Annotated in this window: 10 protein-coding genes; 1 reads left to right on the plus strand and 9 read right to left on the minus strand. The window is 46.6% G+C overall.

The annotated features are described in order from the left end of the window. Positions 1 to 64: 64 nt before the first annotated feature. The 4 genes from rsmA to lptD are packed head-to-tail and all read right to left on the minus strand — an operon-like array spanning position 65 to position 5548. On the minus strand, positions 65 to 874 hold the full coding sequence (rsmA, locus tag NL644_RS17565) for a 16S rRNA (adenine(1518)-N(6)/adenine(1519)-N(6))-dimethyltransferase RsmA (RefSeq protein ID WP_005379669.1): 810 nt from the start codon (positions 872 to 874) through the stop codon (positions 65 to 67). Then, positions 871 to 1869, minus strand: a complete 999-nt coding sequence (pdxA, locus tag NL644_RS17570; protein WP_104974541.1) for a 4-hydroxythreonine-4-phosphate dehydrogenase PdxA — start codon at positions 1867 to 1869, stop codon at positions 871 to 873. Before pdxA ends, rsmA begins: the two co-directional genes overlap by 4 nt. Further along, on the minus strand, positions 1859 to 3142 hold the full coding sequence (surA, locus tag NL644_RS17575; RefSeq protein ID WP_114323105.1) for a peptidylprolyl isomerase SurA: 1284 nt from the start codon (positions 3140 to 3142) through the stop codon (positions 1859 to 1861). Before surA ends, pdxA begins: the two co-directional genes overlap by 11 nt. Before the next feature lie 60 nt (positions 3143 to 3202). After that, positions 3203 to 5548, minus strand: coding sequence for an LPS assembly protein LptD (gene lptD / locus NL644_RS17580; protein WP_006742729.1), 2346 nt, complete (start codon positions 5546 to 5548; stop codon positions 3203 to 3205). A gap of 266 nt (positions 5549 to 5814) precedes the next feature. Between lptD and djlA the strand changes: the two genes are divergently transcribed. After that, entirely contained in the window at positions 5815 to 6669 is an 855-nt protein-coding gene (djlA, locus tag NL644_RS17585; protein WP_005383076.1) for a co-chaperone DjlA, read from the plus strand. A gap of 100 nt (positions 6670 to 6769) precedes the next feature. Here djlA and NL644_RS17590 read toward each other — a convergent pair whose 3' ends face one another. The 5 genes from NL644_RS17590 to leuA form a co-directional block, all read right to left on the minus strand. Further along, on the minus strand, positions 6770 to 7552 hold the full coding sequence (locus tag NL644_RS17590) for a DUF547 domain-containing protein (protein ID WP_253658679.1): 783 nt from the start codon (positions 7550 to 7552) through the stop codon (positions 6770 to 6772). Positions 7553 to 7908: 356 nt separating this feature from the next. Continuing rightward, the gene (gene leuD, locus NL644_RS17595) at positions 7909 to 8511 is read right to left on the minus strand and encodes a 3-isopropylmalate dehydratase small subunit (RefSeq protein WP_104971226.1); all 603 of its coding nucleotides are present in this window, start codon (positions 8509 to 8511) and stop codon (positions 7909 to 7911) included. Positions 8512 to 8522: 11 nt separating this feature from the next. Further along, the gene (gene leuC, locus NL644_RS17600) at positions 8523 to 9923 is read right to left on the minus strand and encodes a 3-isopropylmalate dehydratase large subunit (protein ID WP_039841408.1); all 1401 of its coding nucleotides are present in this window, start codon (positions 9921 to 9923) and stop codon (positions 8523 to 8525) included. A 110-nt stretch (positions 9924 to 10033) separates the two neighbouring features. After that, positions 10034 to 11125 carry a 3-isopropylmalate dehydrogenase gene (leuB, locus tag NL644_RS17605; RefSeq protein ID WP_006742732.1) on the minus strand — a complete coding sequence of 364 codons (1092 nt, stop codon included), beginning with the start codon at positions 11123 to 11125 and terminating at the stop codon, positions 10034 to 10036. Positions 11126 to 11207: 82 nt separating this feature from the next. Further along, positions 11208 to 12755: a 2-isopropylmalate synthase gene (gene leuA / locus NL644_RS17610; protein WP_006742733.1), complete on the minus strand. Its 1548-nt coding sequence runs from the start codon at positions 12753 to 12755 to the stop codon at positions 11208 to 11210. Positions 12756 to 12902: the final 147 nt, after the last annotated feature.

Here is a 12902-nt window from a genome sequence, read left to right on the forward strand (position 1 = left end):
AGAAACGTAATATCCCAATAATAATAAGCCAAACCGGCAAGGGTTTGGCTTATCGTTTGAGTTCTTAGTGCTGCGGGTTATCCGCAAGCCAGTTCGCCATCGCGACGAATTGTTCTAGCGTCAGGTTCTCTGGACGCATGCTTGGATTAACACCTAGCTCTTCTAGTACTTCTGTGCTTAACAACGATTTGTAGCAGTTACGAACTGTTTTACGACGTTGGTTAAAGCCTTCACGACAAACGCGATCCAGCAAACGCAGATCTTTCGCAGGGCATGGTAGCTCTTCATATGGCACTAAACGAACAACGGCAGAGTCCACTTTCGGTGGTGGAACGAATGCCGTTGGCGGCACTTCCAGTACTGGTACCACTTTACAGTAGTACTGAGCCATTACCGTTAAACGGCCGTAAGCTTTGCTGCCAGGGCCGGCGGCTAAGCGGTTTACCACTTCTTTTTGCAGCATAAAGTGCATGTCTTGAATGTCTTTATGGAATTCAAAAAGGTGGAACATCAATGGTGTAGAGATGTTGTACGGCAAGTTACCGAAAATGCGTAGCTTGTTGTTTGGCTTCACCAATTGAGTGAAGTCAAATCGCATAGCGTCACCCTCATGGATGGTCAACTTATCCGCCAGTTCAGGGTGAGTACGTAGGCGTTCTGCCAGATCGCGGTCTAATTCGATGACCGTGAATTTATCCACTTCACGACCTACCGGCTCAGTGATTGCACCAAGACCAGGACCAATTTCAACCAGGTTTTGACCTGGTTTTGGGTTAATCGCTGATACGATTCCATCAATAATGTATGGATCGTTCAGGAAGTTTTGACCAAAACGTTTACGCGCTTTGTGTCCTAAATGGACATCATTTCTCATTGTTTCTTCTCTACCAAATCTATCGCATGCGTGAGCGCTGTTCGGAAACTCCCTGTATCCGCTTGACCTGTCCCTGCCAGATCTAATGCAGTACCGTGATCCACCGATGTTCTAATAAAAGGTAGACCAAGAGTAATGTTTACTGAACGACCAAAGCCTTTGTATTTTAATACTGGCAACACTTGGTCGTGGTACATGCCTAAAACAGCATCAGCATCATTTAAATATTTTTCATTGAAAATGGTATCTGCCGGCAAAGGGCCGATCAGGTTGATACCTTTTTCTTGTCGAATCTTTTCCAGTGTCGGAGTGATGGTTTCGATCTCTTCACGACCTAAGCAGCCATCTTCACCAGCATGAGGGTTAAGCCCGCAAACGTAAATGTTTGGTTGGGCGATAGCAAACTTTTCTACAAGGTCTTTATGAAGAATATCGATGATTTTTTCTAATCGCTCTTCGGTGACCGCTTTGGACACATATGCTAAAGGAATATGTGTTGTGACTAGCGCCACGCGTAGTCCTTCCGTTGCTAGCATCATGACGACTAGCGGCGTTTTTGACTTCTCGGCGAAAAACTCAGTATGACCACTGAATGCAACACCTGCGCGATTAATCACCCCCTTATGAACAGGGCCGGTGACAATAGCATCAAATTCATCATTCATACAGCCTAAAGCGGCTCTTTCTAGCGTTTTTAGTACATAGTGACCATTCGCTTCGTTGAGCTCGCCTGCGACCGCAGGTTCCGATATTTGGATATGATCAACGATAAGCGTGCCTGCTTTTTGTGCTTTAGGCACTTCTTCTGGATTGTAATCAGACAGTTGGACTTCAATGCCAAGCTGCTTGGCTCTGTCCATCAGCATCTTTTTATCGGCGCAGACGACAATTTGGTGTGCCCAATCTTCCTTCGATAGGGCAAGCACTAAGTCTGGGCCGATACCCGCAGGTTCCCCTGCGGTTACGACAATTCTACGAATTGTATTAGTTGTCATTGTTGTCATCCACGATTTCAACAAACGCACTTGCGCGTAGCTCTTGCATCCATGCGCCCGCTTCTTCATTAAATTTACGGTTAAATAGAATACGGTAAGCCTTATTCTTCATCGCTGAGTCAGTGCGGTCAACTTGGCGACGATCCAACACTTCAACGATATGCCAGCCGTGAACGGTTTTGAACGGTTCGCTGATTGAGCCAACAGGCAGAGTTTCTACTTGGTGTTTAAATTCTGGCACGTAAAGATCTGGTGTTTGATAACCTAGCTCACCGTCTTGTGCTGCCGAGCCAGGGTCTTGGCTGTATTGCGTTGCCAATTGAGCGAACGTTGCTTCGCCGGCTTTGATGCGGCGTACAAATTCATTCAGTTGCTTCTTCGCCCCTTCATCGCTCAGAATCACGGTTGGTTTAATCAAGATATGACGCGCATTTACTTCCGTTACCGCAACCGTTTCTAGGCCTTTTACATCCTCTATTTTTAGGATGTGGAAGCCAACACCACTACGGAATGGACCAATAATGCTGCCTTTGTTTTGCATCTTGATCTGATCAGCAAAGATGGTTGGCATCTCTTCTTTACGCATCCAGCCCCAGTCACCACCTTGTAAAGCTTTAGGACCTTTTGAGTAGGTGTAGGCCATCTCCGTAAAGTCTGCACCTTCGTTTAGCTTTTTCGCGAGCGCTTTAGCTTCTTCTTCTACAGCAGATTTTTCTTTATCGTCAGAGAAGCGCAGTTGAATGTGTCCAATTTTGTATTGAACGGTCGCATTGGTTTCTTGTGATAGTTGCTCAGCAAGGCTGTCGACTTCTGCTGGAAGGATATTAATACGGCGACGAACCAGTGCATTACGGGCTTCTGAAGCGGCGATTTCCTTACGAATTTGTTCGCGGAATTCTGGGTAACTCAAGCCTTCACTTTCTACAGAAGCGGCGAGTTGTTCTACCGATTGCTCATTATTACGTGCGATCTCCGCAATCGCTTGGTTTAAGCGGTTATCGTCAATACGCACACCGATACGGTCTGCTTCTTGGCCTTGCAACGTGTCAATAATCAGCTTTTCAACAACTTGTTCTTTTAACACGCTAGCAGAAGGTAAGCTCTTTCCGCTTTGACGTGCGTTGGCTTGCAGCGTTTTCATCGCTGTTTCGATGTCGCTTTGTAGAATTACACCGTCGTTCACGATGACCGCAACCTTATCGATCTCTACTGGTGCTGCAACCGCTCCGCAAGAGAGTAGGGTCGTGAATAAGATTGATTTCCAAATTTTCATTTAAAATTCCGTCAGTATTTTTTGAATAGGCGTCTTATTCATTTAAGACGCCTATTTCGATTAATTGTTCAGATAGAATGGGCGGCCGTACTTAATCGCGTTGTCAGAACCATCCAGTTCTTTGACTGCAGTGTCTTCACGCTGATTGGTCGCAAAGCCTTGAATACCGAAGTTAACGCTAAAGTTATTTTCGTATTCAGGTGATGCGCCAGTGCTGCCGATAGTTTGGTTTTCCCAACCAAGCAATTGGTTGGCGTAAGTCACACCAATGTACCAACAGTCAGACTGGTAACGCAGGCTCGCTAGCCATTCTAGGTCCGCATTTTCATTTAGGTCGTAGTAGTATTGACCACTTGCAGACCAGTTCGGGTTGAACTCGTAGGCCGCTACAATACCTGCTTGTGAAATGCCTTTACGAGTAATTGTGTCTAGGTTTTCGAGAATGATCGTATCTTCGATGTATTCACGCGTGACGTAACGATAGTTACCCTGAATAAAGCCACCGTTAAATTGGTACTCTAAGGTACTGTTCGCCAACTGCATGGAGCTCAAATCGATATCGTATTGAATTCCACCGTGATAGAACAAGTAATCGTTGTAGTTGAAATCAGCTTCAATCGCCCATGATGAGTAGTTGGTGGTCTCATCCGGAAGATTTGGGCTGTTGCTCAGTTTGGTCTTTTTATCGAAGTAGTAAATCTGACCAAATGAAACGTTAAGACGCTCTTTATAGTCATCATCAAAGAAGCGAGTACTCGCACCGTAGCTTAACTGGTTCGCAGAGGCGATTTTATCAATGCCACTGTACTTACGACTGCGGAATAGCCCGTAGTAGTCGGTTTGTAGCAAGGTGGTATCGTAGTTGTAGATATTGGTTTGATCTTCTTCAGGTACGTACAAGTACTGCAGCTGAGGTTCCAGTGTTTGTGTGTAGCCCTTGATCCAACTCGTGTCTCGCTCTAAGTAAAGTTGCGCATGCGTACGGAACTCGGGGATAACACGAGAAACTTCGTCATCTAACTGGTTTTGCAAATTTACATCTGTCAGACCCGTTAAGTCTTGAGAGTAGTACGTGGAAAGCACGCGAGCTTCCGTTGTCCACGTTGCCCATGAATTTGAAAGCGGCAATGTAAGTCCTGGCTCAATATGAACACGGGTCGCATTTGGTCGCGCAGCATCGCTCGTATCGAAGCGGCTGACTTGGCTCTTCACGTCAAAGTTGAGGTAATCTCCCCACAATGGCGTGTAGTAGTTCAAGTCTAACTGAGGAAGCAGGCGATAAGGGCGGTTCTCTTCTTTCAATAAGATTTGGAAGTCGCGAACGGTTAACGAGGCATCCCAGAAATCAGAACGATATTGTACTTGTCCTTCTTGAACCAGTTGACCATCTTCACGGTTACCAATATCGGAGTCGAGATCGAGGAAGTAGTCAATATCACTCACTTTTGAGTAATCGACTTTGACTATCCACTGTTTATTGATAATACCGTCGTGTTTAACTTGGTAGCCCCAACGAGACTCGTCTTGATATTTGCGATCGCTATTGAGGTATTCGCCTTTGATTTCACCATTCCCCCAACCATCCGTTAGGTAGCGGAAATCAGTATCGAGTTTTGTTCCGCGCTGCTGCATGTAGAGCGTGGTGAGCGTCATGTCATATTGAGGTGCGATGTTCCAATAGAATGGCACCTCGACTTCCATACCATCGCTAGAACCATACGATAAAGAAGGGAAGAGGAAACCCGTTTTACGCGTATCTCCAATTGGCATGGTTAGATACGGCACATAGAAAACAGGAACGTCTAACACTTCAAATCGAGGATGGTGCAGCGTCGCCGTCTCTTCATCTTGGTCAACGTCAATACCTGATGCCACTAAACGCCATGAATTGTCGCCTTGAGGACATGATGTAATTGAACCATCTTCGAGTTCATAAACCGACTGACCTGTACGCGCGATGTATGCTGCTGTGCCTCGACCTTGTTGGCAAAGGAACTGATAATCGGTGTTCTCCAGTGAAAACGTGTCTTGGTTGATGTCATTAGTAACACGATCAGATCGAGCTTTGACTTGGCCGTCATTGAAAGTCACGTTGCCTTCGGCAACCACGACGTTGTCTTGTTGGTGCAGCGTTACGCTATCTGCGGTGATTTTCTTCTGGCCTTGGGTGACTTGTACATTACCTGAGTACTGAGCTTTGTCACCATTGATGGCTTGCAGGGTGTCAGCTTCTACCACTACTGGGGTATTAAGAGCGTCCTCCTCGCCACTGGTATCGACCAAACATTGATCTGTGGCGGGCATTTCCTGCACACTATCATGGATATTCGCTTCAGCTTGAGTGGTGGGTACAAACAAGGCGGTGCTGATAGAGGCCGCTAAACATGTGCGGGAGAAATGTTGCATTGAATTGAACTTTCCTGTGTCACTACTACTCGATGGCTATAGGGCTTGTTGTACCCTAGCGTAATAGCCAAATGAATCAACTATAGTCGCATTTATCCCAGCGTATTGATTCACTGTGGCATAATGACGACAAAATAGCTGCAAAGATAAGCAGGCGAAATGGCCTAGCCGAAATAAAACTAATTCCATTATCATAAAGGAAATCGTTGCATCCGGCACTATAAGACCGCCGTCGTCGATAAAAATTCATTGATAGAGAACACATAATGCATATTTTTGGCAAAATTCTGGGTGCCTTTTTTGGCTTGTTACTTGGCGGGCCGCTAGGTTTACTCTTTGGCTTATTTATTGGCCATCAATTCGATAAAGCACGTCGCTTGAGTCAAGCCGGGTTCTCTACTGGCGGCTTTGGAAAAGGGCCGAGCCAAGCTCAGCGCCAAGAAGAATTTTTTAAAGCGGCGTTTGCGGTAATGGGACATGTGGCAAAAGCGAAAGGCCAAGTCACCAAAGAGGAAATCCAACTTGCTTCTGCAATGATGGACCGCATGAATTTGCATGGCGAACAGCGCCGCGCTGCGCAAGATGCGTTTCGTGAAGGTAAAGACAGTGACTTTCCGTTAGAAGACGTTCTTGTTCGTGTGAAAATTTCGACAGCAGGCCGTTTTGACTTGTTGCAATTTTTCCTTGAACTACAAATCTCGGCGGCCTTTGCTGATGGCTCGATTCATCCTAGTGAACGAAATGTGTTACACAAAATAGCACGTGGTTTGGGTTTCTCTTCTGAGCAGCTAGAGCGTCGCTTGCAAATGCAAGAAGCCGCATTCCGTTTCCAAAGCCAAGGTGGTTTTCATGGTCAGCATCAAGGCCAATCTTCTGGTGGTAGCTGGCAACAAGCTTCACAAGCGGATCAACTGGCTGACGCGTACAAAATTCTGGATGTGTCTTCAGATGCAGACAGTAAAACCGTCAAGCGTGCTTATCGTAAACTGATGAACGAGCACCACCCAGACAAATTGATGGCTAAAGGTCTACCACCAGAGATGATGAACGTAGCGAAAGAAAAATCTCAAGAGATTCAAAACGCTTATGATCTGATTAAAAAGGTCAAAGGCTTTAAGTGATTTTGTTAAAATCTAGAAAATGAAAAGGGCACTTGGTGCCCTTTTTAGCTTTTGGGTTACGGGTGACCAAAAGCGTTGCAAGCTGAACGGTGACGATAAATTAGTCAGTTTGATTCAAACTCCAATCGTATTCGTACTTCACTTTTCCAGAGAAGTCTTTGTACTGTGGCGCGTACTTCGCGATGTGGTTGAAGACTTGTTTTTCTCCACCAAAGTCCGCTGCAAACCAATCATAAATGGAAGACAGCTGCGCCGTGTTTCCTTGGATAGATACGCCTTTGTTGCTGTTAATAAACGCTTTGGCAGCACTTTCAAGCAAGGCTTCAGTGTTTTCGGCAGTGAATGCTTGAGCTTGTAGGTTAGGGCATCCCAAACTTGCACAATTTACGGCGTAATGCGTTCTTGGGTCATTCCAAATTGGACGCAAAATTCGATGTTCAATATCGTTTAAAGTCAGATCCTTCCCGTTGACCACGACCACATCGTCTCCCCAAGGCCCAAAGCTAAATAAACCACCTAGCTTGGTGATGGATTCGACGGGATAGTTATCCAAAATAAGATCTACCGTGATGGCGTTGTAAAGGTTCACCCAATAGGCGTATTGCTCTGCTTGGTTGTACTGCAATGGATCGAGTTTTACCAGTCGTCGGATGTACTGCTTTAACTTCGCTTTGTCGGAAGCCGTGACTTTGCTATAGCGGAACAAAGTATTCTCACCTTGTTCAACCAAGTAATTGTCTAACAGTTGTTGCCATTCCTGGTGCGAAATGTGTGTTTGGTTGGCCTGATTCGATTGTTGCCAATACGGCCACAAGTCAGATTTAGGAGCAGCGAACGCTGAGAAAGAAACCAGAGCACACAATAGCAATAACAGACGCTTCATAGAGATACCTTTGAATGAGATATTGTTGATAGTGTAGACCTGTTGAGTGCTTGTTTTCTTTCAGTAATCAGTAATCAGTAATCAGTAATCAGTTGCCTTTATTCTCCGTCATTCCGAGGAGCATAAGCGACAGCAGGAATCTAATCCCCACAAACGCTTGAGTAAAGAAAGTATGAATCTGCACAGTACATTCTGGCAGTCGATCCTGAATCACGCTCCTTCGCCGCTGTTCAGGATGACGAATTTCAACAGAGGCGTTCGGTGTTTCGTAAGTAAAGCGCTATAAAATCAGTCACTTAAAATATTAAAAGGGCCAACAATTGCCAGCCCTTGATTTGTGTATTTACTAATGCGTTTTAACGCAAGAAGCTTGGGATATTCGCTTCGTATTCCGCAATTTTGTCCTCGTGTTGAAGCGTTAGCCCAATATTGTCTAAACCATTTAACAAACAGTGACGACGGAACTCATCAATTTCAAAGCTGTACTCTTTGCCGTTGGCACGAACCACATTCGCTTCTAGGTCGACCTCGACTTCTGCACCTTCATTTGCCTCAACAAACTGGAAGATTTCATCCACTTCTTGTTCAGTCAAACGAACTGGCACCATTTGGTTGTTGATCGAGTTGCCGTAAAAGATATCGGCAAAGCTTGGTGCGATCATCGCTTTTATGCCGTAATCCGCCAGTGCCCACGGTGCGTGCTCGCGAGATGAGCCACAGCCGAAATTTTCACGAGCCAGCAAGATAGACGCGCCTTGGTAGCGAGGTGCGTTCATCACGAACTCTGGATTTGGTTGTTCGCCAGCATCGTCTAGGAAGCGCCAGTCATGGAACAAGTGTTTACCAAAGCCTAGGCGGGAGACCTTTTGTAGGAACTGCTTTGGAATGATGGCATCAGTATCAACGTTCGCTGCATCTAGAGGAACAACTAAGCCTGTGTGTTGTTTAAAGCCTGACATTTGTTTGCTCCTTAGTCTAGTTCACGAATATCTACAAAGTGACCAGCAATTGCTGCTGCCGCTGCCATCGCAGGGCTCACTAGGTGTGTACGGCCATCACGACCTTGGCGGCCTTCAAAGTTACGGTTTGAAGTAGACGCACAACGTTCATGTGGACCCAAACGGTCGTTGTTCATTGCTAGACACATCGAGCAACCTGGTAGGCGCCACTCAAAGCCCGCCTCTTTAAAGATGACATCTAGGCCTTCTGCTTCCGCCTGCGCCTTTACTTGCTCAGAGCCAGGAACGATTAGCGCTTGAACGTGAGACGCGACTTTGCGACCTTTCGCCACTTCCGCCGCTGCGCGCATGTCTTCGATACGTGAGTTAGTACAAGAACCAACGAAGACTTTATCGACGTTGTAATCCGACAATGACTTGCCCGCTTCTAGACCCATGTAAGCCAGAGCTTTTTCTGCCGATGCTTTTTCTACTGGGTCGGCAAAACTTTCTGGGGCTGGGATTGGTTGGTCTACCGCGATAACTTGTCCTGGGTTAGTACCCCAAGTGACTTGAGGTTTGATATCCGCTGCGTTTAGTGTCACGACCGCATCAAACTGGGCATCATCGTCAGTTTTTAATGTCTTCCAATATTCTACAGCGGCATCAAAATCCGCACCTTGAGGTGAGAACTTACGGCCTTTGATGTATTCGAATGTAGTTTCATCTGGCGCAATCAAACCGGCTTTTGCACCTAACTCAATCGCCATATTACATACGGTCATGCGACCTTCCATTGAAAGGTCAGTGATCGCTTCACCACAGAATTCAACTACGTAGCCTGTACCGCCTGCTGCTGTCGTTTCACCGATGATTGCTAGCACAATGTCTTTCGCAGTAATGCCCGGAGCCACTTTGCCTTTCACTTCGATCTTCATCGTTTTAGCACGCGCTTGTTTTAGCGTTTGAGTTGCTAATACGTGCTCAACTTCAGAGGTACCAATACCAAATGCTAGCGAGCCAAATGCACCGTGTGTAGCCGTGTGCGAGTCACCACAAACAATGGTCATGCCCGGTAGGGTAATACCAAGCTCTGGGCCCATGACGTGCACAATACCTTGGTATTTGTGGTTAATGTCGTAAAGCGTTACACCAAACTCTTCACAGTTTTTTGATAGCGTTTCCATCTGGATACGCGCCATCTCACCGGATGCGTTGATATCTTTAGTGGTTGTCGAAACGTTGTGGTCCATGGTGGCAAAAGTTTTGCTGACCTGACGCACTTTGCGACCTTTTTCACGCAAGCCGTCAAATGCTTGCGGAGACGTCACTTCATGTACCAAGTGACGGTCGATGTACAAGATAGGGTTTTCCCCTTCTGCTGCGACGGCAACGTGTGCGTCGTAGACTTTTTCGTATAGTGTTTTGCCCATTGTTTGCTTCCTTTCCTCGTTATCCTTGTTGCTTTGTTTTAGCACCAATGACTTAGAGGTAAGTCATTGGTGGATAGAGGATTTAGTATTTATTATGAATCTGTTCTGTATTACGAGTTTAAGATGTACTCAGCGATCTTATCGCCCATCTCTGATGTTGTAAGTGCCGGGTTGTTGCCTGCAAGGTCGCCTGTTAGCTCGCCAGCTGAAAGTGCTTTCGACACCGCTGCTTCGATGTCTTGTGCTGCGGCTTCTTCGCCAAGGCTATAACGTAACATCAGTGCCGCAGATAGGATTTGCGCCACTGGGTTAGCGATGTTCTTACCTGCGATATCCGGTGCACTGCCGCCTGCTGGCTCGTACAGACCGAACTTACTTTCGTTAAGGCTTGCTGAAGGCAGCATACCCATTGAGCCAGTGATCATTGCGCACTCATCAGAAATGATGTCGCCGAAGATGTTTGAACACAGCATGACGTCGAACTGTGCTGGGTCTTTGATAAGCTGCATGGTTGCGTTGTCGATGTACATGTGTGATAGCTCGACATCTGGGTAATCTTTCGCGATTTCTTCGACTACTTCACGCCATAGGATTGAACTTTGTAGAACGTTCGCTTTGTCGATTGAGCAAACTTTCTTGCGACGTAGACGAGCAGACTCAAAGGCGATTTTTGCAATACGTTCGATCTCAAAGCGGTGGTACACCTCAGTATCAAACGCTTTTTCTGTCGCGCCTTCGCCTTCACGGCCTTTTGGTTGACCGAAATAGATACCACCAGTCAGTTCACGGACCACCACGATGTCAAAACCACGGCCTGAGATGTCAGCACGAAGTGGTGAGAAAGCTTCCAGGCCTGCGTGGATTTGCGCTGGGCGTAGGTTACAAAACAGTTGGAAGTGTTTGCGTAGTGGTAGTAGGGCACCGCGTTCAGGTTGGTCATTTGGTGGCAAGTGTTCCCACTTCGGACCGCCAACCGAGCCAAATAGGACTGCATCAGACTCTTCACACGCTTTTACTGTGCTTTCTGGAAGTGGAGAGCCGTGATTATCGATCGCGATGCCGCCTACATCATGTTCGTCACGCTCAAACGCAATACCGTGCTTCTTTTCGATAGCATCCAATACCTTGTGTGCTTGCGCCATTACTTCCGGGCCGATGCCGTCACCGGGTAGGACGGCAATTTTGTATGATTTGTCTGTCATGTTAATCCTTTAAGTTTTCTAATTTTGAGCTTAATTATTTCAACGAGCGTGTTCTTTCCTGAGCCATGTAGCTCGGTTGTTATTACACAGTCGCAATCTTTTTCTGCTTCATTTCTTCGATTTTGTCTGCACGGTGGATGCTATTAATAACGTGCAATAGTGCTTGGCCGGAAGCTTCAACGATATCGGTGGAAACGCCCGTACCGTGGTATTTACGACCTTTGTAGTTGGCAATGATGTCAGCTTGACCCAAACCATCTTCACCTTCGCCTTTCGCGGTTAGGTCGAATTTATCCAGTACGATGTCGTAGCCTGTCACGCGGTAGATACATTGGTATAGCGCATCAACTGGGCCATTACCGACTGCCGCTTCACACATTTCTTCATCGCCACATTGCATTTTGATGCTGGTGGTGGCCATTACGCTGCCCGATTGCACGCTTAGGTAGTTCAGTTTGTAGAAGTCATCTTCTTCACGCAGGTTCGAGAAGTGCATTAGGGCCTCTAGATCGTAATCGAACACTTGGCCTTTGCGGTCGGCAAGTTTCAAGAAGTCCGCGTATAGAGCGTCTAGGTTGTACTCGTCCTCGTTGTATCCCATGGTGTCCATGTGGCTCTTCACGGCTGCGCGGCCACTACGGCTGGTTAAGTTTAGTGCTTGGTTTTTAAGGCCAATCGACTCAGGGGTCATGATTTCGTAGGTATTCTTATTCTTTAACATGCCATCCTGGTGGATACCTGAAGAGTGGCTAAAGGCATTCGCGCCCACAATCGCTTTGTTGCTCTGAATTGGCATGTTGCATAACTGGCTCACCAATTTACTGGTGCGGTGAATTTCATCATGTTTAATGCCAGTGTGAACGCCCAAGAACTCTTGACGCGTCTTGATGATCATTGCGATCTCTTCAAGTGAACAGTTTCCCGCTCGCTCACCAATGCCATTGATGGTGCCTTCTATCTGACGCGCGCCGGCTTGAACGGCGGCAATAGAGTTGGCAACTGACATCCCCAAGTCGTCGTGACAGTGAACGGAGATGATCGCTTTATCAATGTTTGGAACGCGGTTGAAAAGGGTTTGAATAATGCCACCAAACTCGCTTGGTACTGTGTAGCCAACGGTATCTGGAATGTTGATTGTGCTCGCACCTGCATTGATGGCAGCTTCTACCATGCGACATAGGTTGTCGATAGGAGTACGACCTGCATCTTCACAAGAAAACTCGACATCATCGGTGTAGTTACGCGCATGTTTAACGGCGTTGACCGCCATTTCAAGTACATCGTCGTAGCTGCGGCGTAGTTTGTCTTCTACGTGAATGGTGGAAGTGGCTAAAAACGTGTGAATACGGAATTGGTCGGCCACTTTTAATGCTTCAGCGGCGGCATCAATATCTTTCGCAACGGCTCGCGAAAGGGCACAAACTCGACTGTTTTTGATGTTTTTTGCAATGGTTTGTACCGACTCGAAATCACCTGGTGAAGAGATTGGGAAGCCAGCTTCGATAACATCAACGCCGAGTCTTTCCAGCGCATAGGCAATTTGCAGTTTTTCTTTAACCGTCAAGCTTGCTGACAACGCTTGCTCGCCATCACGCAATGTGGTGTCGAATATAATGACCTGATCGTTCATGTTTGCTTCCTTCCTGATTTCTGCACTTTACGTGCAAGTTAATCGTTTACTTCCAGTATTTAGATATAAAAAAACCCGCATTCTCATGCGGGTTCTTAGAAATTGGTGTGGTTATTTTTCTTCCACAGCCTACCCGCGCGAACTGGT

Source organism: Vibrio sp. Y10_XG_PY6 (assembly GCF_024181795.1).
Lineage (GTDB): Bacteria > Pseudomonadota > Gammaproteobacteria > Enterobacterales > Vibrionaceae > Vibrio > Vibrio diabolicus.